Source organism: Limnohabitans sp., assembly GCF_044373035.1.
In the GTDB taxonomy this organism is placed as follows: domain Bacteria; phylum Pseudomonadota; class Gammaproteobacteria; order Burkholderiales; family Burkholderiaceae_C; genus Limnohabitans_A.
Genome location: NZ_JBILQU010000028.1, coordinates 15,179 through 29,148, shown reverse-complemented (window position 1 = coordinate 29,148; position 13,970 = coordinate 15,179). Strand labels below are relative to the sequence as shown.

At 62.3% G+C, this 13,970-nt stretch carries 10 protein-coding genes; 8 read left to right on the top strand and 2 right to left on the bottom strand.

Features of this window, described 5'->3' with window-relative positions; translation table 11 throughout:
- From ACIQ47_RS06430 to ACIQ47_RS06420, 3 genes are all read left to right on the top strand, one after another.
- The coding region (locus tag ACIQ47_RS06430; RefSeq protein ID WP_396437355.1) for a DUF3418 domain-containing protein at positions 1-2,422 on the top strand (2,422 nt) is incomplete at its 5' end.
- A gap of 61 nt (positions 2,423-2,483) precedes the next feature.
- Positions 2,484-2,765 carry a type II toxin-antitoxin system RelE/ParE family toxin gene (locus ACIQ47_RS06425; RefSeq protein ID WP_396437354.1) on the top strand — a complete coding sequence of 94 codons (282 nt, stop codon included), beginning with the start codon at positions 2,484-2,486 and terminating at the stop codon, positions 2,763-2,765.
- A 12-nt stretch (positions 2,766-2,777) separates the two neighbouring features.
- Positions 2,778-3,086 carry a HigA family addiction module antitoxin gene (locus ACIQ47_RS06420; RefSeq protein ID WP_396437353.1) on the top strand — a complete coding sequence of 103 codons (309 nt, stop codon included), beginning with the start codon at positions 2,778-2,780 and terminating at the stop codon, positions 3,084-3,086.
- A gap of 92 nt (positions 3,087-3,178) precedes the next feature.
- Here ACIQ47_RS06420 and ppc read toward each other — a convergent pair whose 3' ends face one another.
- Positions 3,179-6,124, bottom strand: coding sequence for a phosphoenolpyruvate carboxylase (gene ppc, locus ACIQ47_RS06415; RefSeq protein ID WP_396437352.1), 2,946 nt, complete (start codon positions 6,122-6,124; stop codon positions 3,179-3,181).
- A 69-nt stretch (positions 6,125-6,193) separates the two neighbouring features.
- Here ppc and hemC point away from each other — a divergent pair, with 69 nt between their 5' ends.
- The 4 genes from hemC to ACIQ47_RS06395 are packed head-to-tail and all read left to right on the top strand — an operon-like array spanning position 6,194 to position 10,321.
- Positions 6,194-7,111, top strand: coding sequence for a hydroxymethylbilane synthase (hemC, locus tag ACIQ47_RS06410; RefSeq protein WP_396437351.1), 918 nt, complete (start codon positions 6,194-6,196; stop codon positions 7,109-7,111).
- A gap of 14 nt (positions 7,112-7,125) precedes the next feature.
- Positions 7,126-7,956, top strand: a complete 831-nt coding sequence (locus tag ACIQ47_RS06405; protein WP_396437350.1) for a uroporphyrinogen-III synthase — start codon at positions 7,126-7,128, stop codon at positions 7,954-7,956.
- Positions 7,953-9,020, top strand: a complete 1,068-nt coding sequence (locus ACIQ47_RS06400) for a uroporphyrinogen-III C-methyltransferase (protein WP_396437349.1) — start codon at positions 7,953-7,955, stop codon at positions 9,018-9,020. Before ACIQ47_RS06405 ends, ACIQ47_RS06400 begins: the two co-directional genes overlap by 4 nt.
- 5 nt (positions 9,021-9,025) lie before the next feature.
- A complete protein-coding gene (locus ACIQ47_RS06395) occupies positions 9,026-10,321 on the top strand; it encodes a heme biosynthesis HemY N-terminal domain-containing protein (protein ID WP_396437348.1) in 1,296 nt (431 codons plus the stop codon).
- 69 nt (positions 10,322-10,390) lie between these two features.
- Here ACIQ47_RS06395 and ACIQ47_RS06390 read toward each other — a convergent pair whose 3' ends face one another.
- Positions 10,391-13,411, bottom strand: a complete 3,021-nt coding sequence (locus tag ACIQ47_RS06390; RefSeq protein WP_396437347.1) for an Rne/Rng family ribonuclease — start codon at positions 13,409-13,411, stop codon at positions 10,391-10,393.
- Positions 13,412-13,464: 53 nt separating this feature from the next.
- Here ACIQ47_RS06390 and ACIQ47_RS06385 point away from each other — a divergent pair, with 53 nt between their 5' ends.
- Entirely contained in the window at positions 13,465-13,944 is a 480-nt protein-coding gene (locus ACIQ47_RS06385; RefSeq protein ID WP_396437346.1) for a hypothetical protein, read from the top strand.
- The last annotated feature ends 26 nt before the right edge of the window (positions 13,945-13,970 follow it).

Below are 13,970 nucleotides of genomic sequence, written 5' to 3'. Positions count from 1 at the left end.
GTTAATTGGGGTCAGATCCCAATTAAATCCAGCTGCTTCTGCGGGTCAAAACAATCGGGATCTGACCCCAATTAAAGGGCGGCAGATGGCGGCGCAAGAAGCGCCGCAGCACAAGCTGAGCAACCGCCAATACGAGCAGTTGCTGCGCCAGAACTTCATCAACATCCGCCGCGTGCGCGAGTGGCGGGACACGCACACCCAGCTGCTCACGGTGGTGGCCGAGCACAAGTGGCGCATCAACACGCAGCCCGCCAGTTACGAGCAGCTGCACCTGTCCATGTTGGCGGGCCTGCTGGGCAACGTGGGCTACAAACTCGAAGACGAAGAAGCCTATCTGGGCGCACGCGGCATCAAGTTTCACAAGCACCCCGGCGCGCACCTGAGCAAAAAGCCAGGCCGCTGGATCGTGGTGGCCGAGCTGGTGGAAACCACGCGCCTGTTTGGCCGGGGCATTGCCGCCATCGAGCCGCAGTGGCTGGAGCAGGTCGGCGCGCACTTGCTCAAGAAGCAATTGCTTGACCCGCATTGGGAAAAGAAATCCGCCGAAGTGGTGGCGCTGGAGCGGGCCACCCTCTATGGTTTGGTGGTTTACAGCGGCCGCCGCACGCCCTACAGCCGGGTGGACCTGCACGGCGCACGCGAAATTTTCATCCGTGAAGCATTGGTCGGCAATCAGTGGGAAACCCAGCTGCCGTTCTTGGCCGCCAACCACAAGATGATCGCCAAGGTCGAAGAGCTGGAACACAAGTCGCGCCGTCAAGACGTGCTGGTTCATGAGGAGCTGATCTACGCTTTTTATGACCAGCAACTGCCCGCCGACGTGTGCAGCGGCCGCCTGCTGGAAAACTGGTACCGCACCGAGAGCGCCAAGCAGCCCCGATTGTTGATGCTGAGCCGTGAAGAGCTGATGCGCCACGAAGCGGCTGGCATCACCACGCAGGCCTTTCCCAAACACATCCGCTTGGGCGGCACCGATTGCCAGGCCACGTATTTGCACGAGCCGGGCGATGCCCGCGATGGCGTCACGGTGACTGTGCCGCTGTTTGTGCTGAACCAGGTGAGCGAAGACCGCTGCGAATGGCTGGTGCCCGGCTTGCTCAAAGACAAAATCCAGGCCCTGCTCAAAAGCCTGCCGCAGCGCCCGCGCAGCCGCTTTGTGCCGCTGCCCGAATCGGCCACGCGATTGGCCGCCGAGCTGTCGGCACCCGAGCTGTTTGGCAGTGGGTCGCTGACCGATGTGCTGCTCAAAAAAGCCCGCGACGAAACCAGCCTCGACATCAAGCGCACCGACTTCAAACACGAGATGCTCAGCCCGCACCTGTTCATGAACCTGCTGGTGGTGGACGAACACGGCCGCCAACTCGGCATGGGCCGTAACCTGGGCGCGCTCAAAGGCGAGCTGGGTGCCAAAGCGCGTGGCGCGTTTCAGGCGCTGGCGCAGCTCAAAGTCAATGCGCCTGCGGCTGCGCCGGTGGCTAACCCTGCATCCAATGCACCTGCAAGTGCCTCAAATACCGCAAGTGCCAACCGTGTCAGCGCAGCCCCTGCCAAAGCCGCACCCAAGCCATTGGCCCCCCAGCGCTACACCGCCTGGACCTTTGGCGAACTGCCCGAGCTGATGGAAATCAGCAAAGGTGGTCAGACCCTGATTGGCTTTCCTGCGCTGGTGGACGTGCAAGACGCTGTGACCATCGAAGTGTTTGACGAGCCCGACGTGGCCGCCACCAAAAACCGCGCGGGCCTGCGCCGCCTGTTTGCGCTGCAGATCAAAGACGCGCTCAAATACCTTGAGAAAAACATCCCCGACCTGCAAAAAATGGCCGTGGCCTACATGCCGCTGGGCACGGCGGATGAGCTGAAAACCCAGATCATCGACGTGGCGCTGGACCGTGCCTTTTTGCTCGACCCGCTGCCCAATGACGAAGTCACTTTCAAGCGCCGCATCGAAGAAGGCCGGGGCCGCTTGACGCTGATTGCCAACGAAGTGGCCCGGCTGGCGGGCACCATCTTGCTGGAGTTTGGCGCGGCCACCCGCAAGATCAAGGACACCAAAAACGCCCCCGACGCGACCGCAGACTGCACTGCGCAACTGCAACGCCTGATGCCCAAAAACTTCATGGCCGCCACCCCGTGGCCTCAGCTGCAGCACTACGTCCGCTACCTCAAGGCCATCACCCTGCGCTTGGACAAATACCGCGCCGACCCCGCCCGCGACGCACAGCGCCTGACGGAGCTCAAACCGCAAGAACAACGCTACTGGCGTCTGGTGGCCGAACGCAAAGGCGCGCAAGACGCCCGCATGCTGGAGTTCCGCTGGCTTTTAGAAGAACTGCGCGTGAGTTTTTTCGCGCAAGAACTGCGCACCCCGCAGCCTGTCAGCATCAAGCGGCTGGAGAAGGCTTGGGGGCAGTTGAATCATTGATGGGGGCGGTTGAGGTTCACCATGCATTGATTTGAATAAACAAATTGTTTATGAGCGAAGCATGATCGAAAGCTTTGCCAGCGACGAAACCGAGCGCCTGTTTGCGACGGGCAAATCTCGACGTTTGCCGCCGCAGATCCTCAAGCGGGCGGTGATGCGCCTTGCTCAGCTGCATGCGGCGTTTGAAGTGGATGACTTGCGCATGCCGCCTTCCAACCGCTTGGAGGTGTTGACCGGGGATTTGGCTGGCAAATGGAGCATCCGTTTCAATGACCGTTGGCGTTTGTGCTTTCGGTTTGAGCATGGACATGCGCATGACGTTGAAATTGTGGACTACCACTGAGGAGTGATGAAGATGACTGCCAAAAATCCTGTGGATGGTTTGCCTGCTGTCCACCCAGGCGAGTTCTTGCACGAGACACTGGAAGAACTGGCCATGACCCAAGCTGCATTCGCCGAAGCCATTGGGGTATCCGCCATGCGTGTATCGCATTTACTCAAAGGCGATCGCCCGGTGACAGCCGAGTTGGCTCTTCGCCTTGGCCGTGCGCTGGGGCAAACGCCCCAATACTGGCTCAACCTGCAATCTACTTATGACCTAAAAGTTGCACAGATTCAAATGAAAGACAGTTTGAAAAATGTACGACTGTTGGCGAGTGCATGAGCGATCCCTTGATCTGGTCAGTGCGCCAACCCGCCCTCCGGCGTTTCGCTGGCTAATTGTCTTTGCTCATGTGTGGTTGTGCCAGGGCGATTTCAGCCCGTGTTGCGCAGCCCCGCCGCGATGCCGTTGATGCTGATGTGAATCCCGCGCTGCACGCGTTCGTCGGCCAGGCCAGCGCGGTAGCGGCGGATCAACTCGACCTGCAGGTGGTGCAACGGGTCGATGTACGGAAAGCGGTGGCGAATCGAACGGTCCAGCGCCGGGTTGCTGGCCAAGCGGTTTTTCTCGCCTGTGATTTGCGTGAGCGCATCGGCCGTGCGGTGCCATTCTGCTTCGATGGCGGTGAAGATTTTTTTGCGCAGGCGGGCGTCGCTGACCAGCTCGGCATACCTAGAGGCCAGGGCCAGATCGCTCTTGGCCAGCACCATGTCCATGTTGGACAGCAGGGTGCGAAAAAACGGCCACTGACGGTACATTTTTTGCAGCAAGGCCAAGGCGGCCTTGCGCTCAGCGTTATCGGGCTTGTCCAAAAAGGCCGCCACCGCCGAGCCAAAACCCAGCCAACCGGGCAGCGTCAGGCGGCACTGGCCCCAACTGAAGCCCCAAGGAATGGCGCGCAGGTCTTCGATTTTTTGCAGGGCCTTGCGTGAGGCGGGACGCGAGCCGATGTTCAACTGCGCCAGTTCCTGGAGGGGCGTCGCACCAAAAAAGTAGTCGGTGAAGCCGGGGGTCTCGTACACCAGGGCGCGGTAGGCGTCCATGCTGGCCTCGGACAATTCCGCTGCCGCCTCCAGAAATGCGCGTGTGGCGGGCTTGGTGGGTTGCAGCAGAGTGGCTTCGAGTGTGGCAGCGACCAGGGTTTCGAGGTTGCGACGGCCGATCTCGGGGTTGGCGTATTTCGAGCCAATCACTTCGCCTTGCTCGGTCAGGCGAATCTGGCCGCGCACGGTGCCGGGGGGCTGCGCCAGGATGGCCTGGTAGCTGGGGCCACCTCCCCGGCCCACCGTGCCGCCCCGGCCGTGGAACATGCGCAAGGTGATGCCGTGGCTGCGCTGGAGTTGGTCAAACAACTCGACCAGGGCAATCTCGGCGCGGTACAGCTCCCAGTTGCTGGTGAAAATGCCGCCGTCCTTGTTGCTGTCCGAGTAGCCCAGCATGATGTCTTGTTCGCCGCCCGAGCGCTGCACCAGCGCGGCCACACCGGGCAGGGCATAAAAGTCGCGCATGATGGGCGCGGCGTTGCGCAGGTCTTCGATGGTCTCGAACAGGGGCACCACGATCAGGTCGTTTTTCGCTTGTGCGTCCAGCGTGCCGCGCAGCAGCCCCACTTCTTTTTGCAGCAGCAACACCTCCAGCAAGTCACTCACGGTTTCGGTGTGGCTGATGATGTAGTGGCGAATGGCCTGTTTGCCAAAGGTGACAAGCATGCGCTTGGCGGTTTCAAAGATGGCCAGCTCAGACACGGCGTGTGCGCTGTACTCGGCACCGGGCACGCGCAGCGGACGGGCGTCGTTCAGCAGGCCCAGCAGCAGGGCTTGCTTGGCCTCTTCGTCCAGTTGGCTGTAGTGTTTTTCCATGCGTGCTGCGGCCAGCAGTTCGGCCACCACTTTTTCGTGTTGGTCCGAGTTTTGGCGCAGGTCCACCGTGGCCAAATGAAAGCCAAACACTTGCACAGCCCGAATCAGCGGGTGCAGGCGCTGCGCAGCGACGGCCTCGGCATGGTGGCTGCACAAAGAGGTTTCGATGGTGTGCAGGTCGGCCAAAAACTCTTCGGCGTTGGCATAGGGGTTTTGCGGGGCCACGGCATGGCGGGCGGCATCTCCCCCGGTCAGTGCCTTTAAAGTGGCGGCCAGGCGGGCGTACATGCCCGTGAGCGCCCGTCGGTACGGCTCGTCTTGGCGGTGTTCGTTGGTGTCGGGCGAGCGCGCGGCCAGGGCCAGCATCTCGGGGCCAAAGGGCACCAGCATGGCCGACAGCGACAATTCGCTGCCCAAAAAGTGCACCTCGGTCAGGTAGTGGCGCAGGGCCACATCGCTTTGGCGGGTCAGGGCGTGTTGCAGCGTTTGCGCGGTCACGTTGGGGTTGCCGTCGCGGTCGCCGCCAATCCACTGGCCCATGCGCAAGAAGCTGGCAATCGGTTGGCCCGGCAGCGCCTCTTCCAACTCGGCATAAAGCTTGGGGATTTCGCGCAGAAAGGTGGCTTCGTAATAGCTCAGCGCGTTTTCAATCTCGTCGGCCACCGTGAGTTTGGTCAAGCGCAGCAAACGGGTTTGCCAAAGCTGCATCACGCGGGCACGCATTTGCAGCTCATTGGCGGCCAGTTCTTTGGGGCTGAGCGCGTCTTTGGCGGCATTGACGGCAGCGGCGCGGGCCTTGATGGCGTCGCGCTCGGTCAGCAGGTGGGCGATGTCGCGCTCGGCGTCCAGAATGCTTTGGCGCTGCACTTCGGTCGGGTGGGCCGTGAGCACGGGCGAGACATAGCTGGTGGCCAGCATGTCCGAGATGCTGCGCGGCGTGATGCCCGCCCAGCGCAGGCGCTGCAGCGCCACGTCGATGCTGCCTTCTTGCGTGTGGCCTGCACGTTCGTGGATGGCGCGGCGGCGGATGTGGTGACGGTCTTCAGCCAGATTGGCCAGGTGGCTGAAATAAGTGAAGGCGCGGATCACGCTCACAGCGCGGTCGCCCGGCAGGCTTTTGAGCCGTTTTTTCAGGGCCTTGTCGGCCTCGTGGTCGGTGTCGCGCCTGAAAGCCACCGACAACTTGCGGATTTGCTCGACCAGCTCGTAGGCCTCGGGGCCTTCTTGCACCCGAATCACATCGCCCAAAATGCGGCCCAGCAAGCGGATGTCCTCCACCAGGGGCCGTTCGCTGTCGCGTTTTTCGCGCGTGCTGATGGCGGGTTTGGCGAGGGGCAAGGCGTGGTCTGATGTGGCCTGTTTCATCGTGTACTGTGGGCTGAGTGTGTGAAAGAGCGGGCGCACCGGGTGCGCGTCGGTGTCAATCGGGGGTGTCAATTTCCCTTGATGCCATGCTAGCATCGACAGGAGAGACAAAATGACCACTTGATTTCATTTTGATGGGGTCAAAATTTTTTCAGGAACCCTGCCGTGACCGAGACTGCACAGCCCGCCATCGTCATTGCCACCCGAGAGAGCCGATTGGCTTTGTGGCAAGCCGAACATGTCAAATCCTTGCTTGAGGGGCTCGGTTGCAGGGTCTCATTGTTGGGCATGACCACCCAGGGAGACCAAATTCTGGACCGCAGCTTGTCCAAGGTCGGTGGCAAAGGCCTGTTTGTCAAGGAACTCGAAGTGGCGCTGCAAGAGGGGCATGCCGACATCGCGGTGCATTCGCTCAAAGACGTGCCCATGGACATGCCCGAGGGCTTTGAGTTGGCCTGCGTGATGGAACGCGAAGACCCGCGTGATGCTTGGGTTTCCCCGCAATACGCCCGCCTGGAAGATCTGCCCCAGGGCGCTGTGGTCGGCACCTCCAGCTTGCGCCGCACGGTGTTGCTGCGCGCGCTGCGCCCCGACCTGAAAATCGAGCCCCTTCGCGGCAACCTGGACACGCGCCTGCGCAAACTCGACGAAGGCCAGTACGCGGGCATTGTGCTGGCGGCTGCGGGCCTCAAGCGTCTGGCGATGAGCGAGCGGATTCGCCACATTTTTGAAACCGAGCAAATGCTGCCCGCCGCAGGGCAGGGCGCATTGGGCATCGAGATCCGCAGTGACCGGGCCGACTTGCGCGCCTTGCTGGCGCAGTTGGCCGATGCGCCGTCGTGGCGGCGTGTGGCGGCCGAGCGGGCGGTGAGCCGCGCCATGGGCGGCAGTTGCTCCATGCCTTTGGCGGCGCATGCCACCATTGAGGGTGACGTGCTCAAGTTGCAAGCGGCCTGGGGCGACCCGGAAGGTGCGACCACCTTGGTCACGGCCCATGCGCAAGCCAGTGCCGATGGCCTGCAGGCCGCCGAGGCACTGGGCCTGCGCGTGGCCCAAGCCTTGCGTGACGGCGGAGCGCGTTGAGCGCTGGCGCAGACATGGCGCTGGCGTCTGCCACTTCTGTTTCCGCTGCCCCTTGGCGGGTGATCGTGACCCGACCCGGGCGTGAGGCCCAGGCCTGGGCCGACGCTTTGCAGGCCCGGGGTGTGCCTTGCGAGGCCTTGCCCCTGATCGAAATTGCCGCATTGCCCGAGCCATTGGCGCTGGCGCAAGCCTGGCAGGCGGTCCCCGGTCATTTGGCCCTGATGTTTGTCAGCGCCAATGCGGTGCGTTTTTTCATGGCGGCCCGTCCTGTGGGCTTGCCGATGCCCAGCTGCCGCGCTTGGTCGACCGGCCCTGGCACCCGAGCTGCTTTGCTGGCGGCGGGTTGGCCTGAGGGCCTGATCGATTCGCCCCATGAAGACGCACCCCACTTCGATTCGGAAGCCCTGTGGGCCTTGGTGGCGCAGCGGGTGCAGGCGGCGGTGGCCTCTGCATGGGCCCCGTCCAAACCTTCGGTGTTGATCGTGCGCGGCGCCGATGCCCGGGGGCAACTTGCCGGGCGCGACTGGCTGGCGCTGCAACTTGAAAACGCGGGCCTGCAGGTTTTGCAAGCTGTGGCCTATGTGCGTCAGGCCCCCGTGTTGACCCCTGTACAACAAAGTTTGGCACGGCAGGCCGTGGGCGATGGCAGTGCTTGGCTCTTCAGCAGTTCCGAGGCGGCGCAGCATCTCTTGCAGGCCTGCCCAGACCTGCCTTTGTCACAGGCCTGGGCCTTGGCCACGCACCCGCGCATTGCCCAGCGGCTGCAACAGTTGGGCTGTGGGCGGGTGGATCTGGTGCCTGCGGGCGTTGACTCACAAGCCCAGTCGATAAAATCGCTCACATGACCACCCCAACTGACGCTGTGATCGGCGGCGAACCCCAAGCTGTGCCTGCGCCTGAATCGGCCAGGGCCGTGCCCACTGCGCATCCCTCCCGCTGGCTTTTGGCGGTGGTGGGGGCAGTGGCGGTGATCGCCTTGGCGGTGTCGATGCTGCTGTGGCAAAAGCTCTCGCGCATCCAGGAACAACTGGCCCGCCAAAGCGCCGACACGGGTTTGCAGGCGCTGGAGGCCAAGACCTGGGCAAAGCAGGCACAAGAAACCGTTCAAGACAGCACCGCCCGCGTCTCGCTCATGGAGGCTCGCCTGTCCGAGGTGGCCTTGCAGCGCACCCAACTCGAAGATCTGATGCAAAGCTTGTCGCGCTCGCGTGATGAAACCTTGGTGGTGGACATCGAGTCTGCCCTGCGCATCGCCCAACAGCAAGCCCAGATGACGGGCAGTACCGAGCCTTTGTTGGCGGCCTTGCAGTCGGCCCAAAAACGAGTGCAGCGTGCTGCCCAGCCGCGCCTGACGCCCGTGTCGCGGGCCTTGGAAAATGACCTGGAGCGCCTCAAAAACCTGCCCGCCCTTGACATACCCGGTTTGATGTCCAAACTCGACGATGGGGTCGCCTTGGTGGAGGGTTTGACACTGGCCAACACCGCACGTGCCTCGCAAAGCCAGATCCGTCAGCAGGAAGACGTCTCGGGAGCGCAAACGCCGCCCACCTGGTGGATGTCCATCCTGACCCGCATGGGCGACCAGATCAAGGGTTTGGTGCGGGTCAGCAGTATTGAGTCACCCGAAGCGGCTTTGCTCTCGCCCGAGCAGGCTTTCTTCTTGCGTGAAAACCTCAAACTCAAATTGCTCAATGCACGCTTGGGCTTGTTGGCGCGGCAAAAAGAGGGCGTGCGCAATGACTTGGGGGCCGCTGCCGTGCTGGTGCGTCGCTACGCTGAGCCCCAATCGCGGCGAACCAGCCAATTGCTGCAGTTGCTGGAACAAACCAGCGAGCAGGTGCGCACGGCCGAGTTGCCGCGCATCGAAGCGTCGCTGACTGCGTTGAACACCGCTGCGGCAGGAAGGTAAACCCCATGCGCGCTGCCTTGTGGTTGATTACCTTGTTCGCCTTGGCGGCTGCAGGGGCCTGGTTGGCGGGCAACAACCAGGGGACGGTAACCTTGTTTTTGTTTCCGCATCGGATAGACGTTTCACTGAACCTTGCGTTCCTGGTCGTCTTGTCGGTGGTGCTGTTGGTGGTCTTGGCACAGCGTGCACTCGAAGCCTTTATGGCTTTGCCTAAACGCGCGCAACGCTGGCGGCTGCAGCAAAAGGAGCGGGCCAGCCACGCGGCTTTGCTCGATTCGATGGGCCACTTGATGGCTGGGCGGTACTTGCGGGCACACAAGGCCGCCGAGCAGACACTTTCCAAAGAAACTCTGTTGCAGGCCTCGGGTGTGGTGCTGGACCATGCGGTGTCTTTGCGCACGCTGGCCCATATCATGGCCGCTGAGGCCAGCCATGCTTTGCAGGACAAGGCCCAAAGGCAACAGCACCTAGACCAGGCCCTGGCTCAGGTGCAAGCGAGCTCTGGGGCCGAGCGCCAAACCTTGCTGGAGGGCGTGCAGCTGCGCGCTGCCAAGTGGTCGCTCGACGACCGTGATGCCAAGGCCAGTCTGGAGCAACTCCGTGCCTTGCCCCCCGCAGTGGGTCGGCGCATGGCGGCCATGCGGCTGCAGCTCAAGGCGGCCCGATTGGCCGGTCAGCCAGTGCAGGCCTTGGAAACCGCCAGTTTGCTGGCCAAGCACCGTGCGTTTTCTCCGGAGGCAGCCGAAAGTCTGGTGACCCGCCTCATTTTGGAATTGTTGGCCCAGACACACGATGCCGATGCCTTGCTGCGCGTCTGGAAAAGCCTGTCCCCTGGTCAAAGGTTGATGCCTCTGGTGGCGGCCGAGGCTGCCTTGCGTTGGTTGCAGCTCGGCGGCCCTGCCGCCACAGCCCGAATTTGGCTGCAAGACCTGTGGATTCCCATGCAAGCCACCCCTTCGATCTGGTCAGATGCGCAGCTGCTTCGCATGGTTCAGGCCTTGGAGGCTTGCTTGCCCGACTTAGAAGCCGAGGACGCCTTAGTCTGGTTGTCCCGGATGGAAAGCGCTCAACAGTCGCGGCCGAGGGCCGCACATCTGCAATACTTGGCTGGCATGCTGTGCCTGCGCCAGCGCCTCTGGGGCAAGGCCCAAAACCTGCTGGGTCAGGCGGTTAAAAACCTGAAAACTCCCATGCTCCAGCGCAAAGCCTGGATCGCCTTGGCTGAATTGGCAGAGCAGCGCCAGGATCCTGTGGAGGCGGCCGCTGCCTGGAAGGAAGCGGCAAGGGTGTCAATGGACTGAAGTCCGAACAGGCATAAAAAAACCGGGTCTGAGCCCGGTTTTTTTAGCACTTACTTGCCTGGTTGGAGATCAGAATGGCACTTTGAGTGCGTTCAGGTCTTTGCGTGTTTCGACCAGCACCAGAGGGCCTTCATTCACCACCACGGCAGGTGGACGCTCGCGTGGCACGCGCACGGCTGTGGGCTCGGCTGCTATGGCGGCTTGCACGGCGGCGATTTTGTCGCTGTCCGAGTTCACCCACACCAGCCCCGAATTTTGTGCGACTTGCTGCAGCCTGTCCAAGGGCAGCGTGTAGCTGGCCACAGCAGGCAAGGCGGTGCTGGCGGCTTCGGTCTGGGGTGCGCTGACGGGGGCCGTCTTCGCCGTGTTGACGTCGACCGCAGCGGCTGTGGACGCGGATGGCGCAGCGGCCATAGGAGCCTGGGCAGGCACTGCGGTTGCCACTTGCGACGATGCAACAGGTGCAGCTTCTTCAGTGGCTTGAGGTGCTTGTGCCGTGTGATCCGGTGCCGCAGTGGCTGCAGCTTGCTGGGCCCGCTCGAAATAAGAACGTGGGGCTGGGCGGTCATCGGTTAGGACTTCTGTACTTTGACGGTTGGGCTCGGCGGTGTCATCGCCAGGGGCTTGATCGTCTGCAGAGTCCTGACGTGTTTCGCCAGCACGTTCGCGGCGGTCACGGCCGTAGCGGTCGCGCGAGCGGCGTTCACGGCGCTCACTGTTTTCGGCTGGGCTGGCACCATCGTTTGCCACATTGGCATCAGCGTTTTGATCTGCGCCCAATGCCGTTTCAGACGCTTGGCCATCGGTGGCATCGCTTGGGCGGCGCTCAGTGCGTTCGCCACGTTCACGGCGTCCTTCACTTGCGCGTTCACTCCCGCGTTCGCCACGTTCACGGCGGCTATCACGGGCCTCGCGTGGGGCGCGTTCTTGGCGCACTTCGCTGCCATCGGCATTCAACTCGGGCTGGGCATCGCTGCGGCCTTCGTTCAGGCTGTCGGTGCGCTGGCCTTCAGCCAGGTTGTCACCGCGTGGGCTCGAACGGCCATCACGACGGCCTTCACGGGCAGGGCGATCACCGCTTGGGCGCTCGCTGCGCTCACCGCGTTCACCACGCTCTGATCGCTCGCCGCGTGGGGGGCGGGCTTCGCCTTCACGGCCTTCGATTCGGCCTTCACCACGGCGTCCACCCTCGCGTGGAGCGCGGACTTCGCCGGCCGCGCCTTCGCTTCGCTCGCCTCGGCGGCCATCGCGACCACCACGGCGGCCATCACGGCGCTCGCCGTCACGGCGGCCTTCGCGGGCTTTCTCTTCTTGCTTGACCACAGGTGCGGCCACGGGCTCGGCGGCAGCGCCACCGAACAGGTTTTTCAACCAACCAAAAAAGCCACCCGAAGCTGCAGCTGCAGGAGCAGCCACCGGTGCTGCGGCTTTGGCCGTGGGCTTGGCTGCTGCCACGGGTGCCTCTGGCTTGGCGGTGGCGATCGGCGCGGGGGCGTCGGGCAGCACACCCTTGATGACGGGTGTTTGCTTGTTGGTGGGTTCTTGCGAACGGCGCGTCACGGTGGTGGCGTCTTCGATCTCTTCGGCCATCTTGTAGCTGGCTTCGATGCGGTCCAGGCGCGGATCGTCGTGCTTTAGGCGCTCGAGCTTGTAGTGCGGCGTTTCCAGCGACTTGTTGGGCACCAGCAGCACGTTGATGCGTTGCTGCAATTCGATCTTGGCGATCTCGGAGCGCTTTTCATTGAGCAGGAAAGACGCCACTTCGACGGGCACTTGCGCGTGCACAGCCGCGCTGTTGTCCTTCATGGATTCTTCCTGGATGATGCGCAGGATCTGCAGCGCCGAGCTTTCGGTGTCACGAATGTGGCCAGCGCCGCCGCAACGTGGGCAAGGGATCGAGGCACCTTCGCTCAAAGCAGGCTTCAAGCGCTGGCGGCTCATTTCCAGCAGGCCGAACTTGCTGATCGAGCCGAATTGCACGCGGGCGCGGTCTTGGCGCAGGGCGTCGCGCAGGCGGTTTTCCACATCGCGGCGGTTTTTCGACTCGTCCATGTCGATGAAGTCGATGACGATCAAGCCGCCCAAATCACGCAGGCGCATCTGGCGTGCCACTTCGTCGGCGGCTTCCAGGTTGGTGCGGGTGGCGGTTTCTTCGATGTCGCCGCCCTTGATGGCACGGGCCGAGTTCACGTCCACCGACACCAGGGCTTCGGTATGGTCAATCACGATGGCGCCGCCAGACGGCAGCTGCACCGTGCGGGCATAGGCCGATTCGATCTGGTGCTCGATCTGAAAGCGGCTGAAGAGTGGCGCGTCGTCGCGGTAGCGCTTCACGCGGGGTGCGAACTCGGGCATCACATGGCTCATGAACTGCTGAGCCTGGTCGTAGATGTCGTCGGTGTCGATCAGGATGTCGCCGATGTCGTTGTTGAAATAGTCACGAATCGCGCGAATGACCAGCGAGGATTCTTGGTAAATGAGGAAAGCGCCTTTGCCTTGGGTGGCGCCGTCAATGGCCGTCCAAAGTTTGAGCAGGTAATTCAGGTCCCACTGCAGTTCGGGCGCAGAGCGGCCAATGCCTGCGGTGCGGGCAATGATGGACATGCCCTTGGGATACTCCAGCTGGTCCATCGCCTCTTTGAGTTCGGCGCGGTCGTCGCCCTCGATGCGGCGGCTGACACCGCCACCGCGTGGGTTGTTGGGCATGAGCACCACATAGCGGCCCGCCAGGCTGACGAAAGTGGTCAGTGCCGCGCCTTTGTTGCCACGCTCTTCTTTTTCGACCTGCACCAAGAGGGATTGACCTTCTTTGATGACGTCCTGGATGCGCGCTTGGCTGACGGACACGCCTTCAGCAAAGTATTGGCGTGAGATTTCCTTGAACGGCAAAAAGCCGTGACGGTCTTCGCCATAGTCCACAAAGCAGGCTTCGAGTGAAGGCTCGACCCGAGTCACCACCGCTTGGTAAATGTTGCCCTTGCGCTGTTCGCGGCCTTCGATTTCGATTTCGTAGTCGAGGAGTTTTTGTCCGTCGACGATGGCCAGGCGGCGCTCTTCAGCTTGCGTGGCGTTGATCAGCATCCGTTTCATGATGCGTTCCTTCTCTTGTCAGCTTGGCCCCATTGCAGAAAAATGTCCGCTGTATGGAACCTGTTTACACAACCGGCTTTGGATTTTTGGAAATCTCAAAGCCCACGTTGCCGGAGCTGACGCCTGAAACGAAGGGAATTGCCGAGGTTGACCGCCATTCAGCTGTGCGCGAACACAGGAATGGGGATCGTGGCGCGTGGATGGGGCGAGGCAAAAGGCGTGCACAGATTCGTCCACGGCCGGGGGATTCCCGCAGTGTCCAAGACAAACTGCCGGGCACCAAGCATGACGATGGGGCATGGCTTCGTGAGCCGCTCCAAGTACATCAGCAAAGTTCCGAACAACACAACCATCTCGCTTTGATCCGCCCAACAGCCCATGGGGCTGCTGAACTTGGGGTATTCCGTATCTGGGTTTCTGGGCGTCGGCCCAACCTCCGGGGCGTTTTGCCACTGTTGGCGTTGGCCTTCAGTCTGCAAATCGTGCCGGGGGTGGCATCGACCATCTGGTTTGGTGCGGTGGTGGTGGACTAAACTCCAGCTCTACAGGAATTCATTTC

Bases quoted from the DNA above. Each gene is read 5' to 3' on its own strand.
- ACIQ47_RS06425 (WP_396437354.1), top strand. From the start codon at position 2,484: ATGATCGAAAGCTTTGCCAGCGACGAAACCGAGCGCCTGTTTGCGACG.
- ACIQ47_RS06420 (WP_396437353.1), top strand. From the start codon at position 2,778: ATGACTGCCAAAAATCCTGTGGATGGTTTGCCTGCTGTCCACCCAGGC.
- ppc (WP_396437352.1), bottom strand. From the start codon at position 6,124: ATGCTAGCATGGCATCAAGGGAAATTGACACCCCCGATTGACACCGAC.
- ACIQ47_RS06405 (WP_396437350.1), top strand. From the start codon at position 7,126: ATGGCGCTGGCGTCTGCCACTTCTGTTTCCGCTGCCCCTTGGCGGGTG.
- ACIQ47_RS06400 (WP_396437349.1), top strand. From the start codon at position 7,953: ATGACCACCCCAACTGACGCTGTGATCGGCGGCGAACCCCAAGCTGTG.
- ACIQ47_RS06395 (WP_396437348.1), top strand. From the start codon at position 9,026: ATGCGCGCTGCCTTGTGGTTGATTACCTTGTTCGCCTTGGCGGCTGCA.
- ACIQ47_RS06390 (WP_396437347.1), bottom strand. From the start codon at position 13,411: ATGAAACGGATGCTGATCAACGCCACGCAAGCTGAAGAGCGCCGCCTG.
- ACIQ47_RS06385 (WP_396437346.1), top strand. From the start codon at position 13,465: ATGGAACCTGTTTACACAACCGGCTTTGGATTTTTGGAAATCTCAAAG.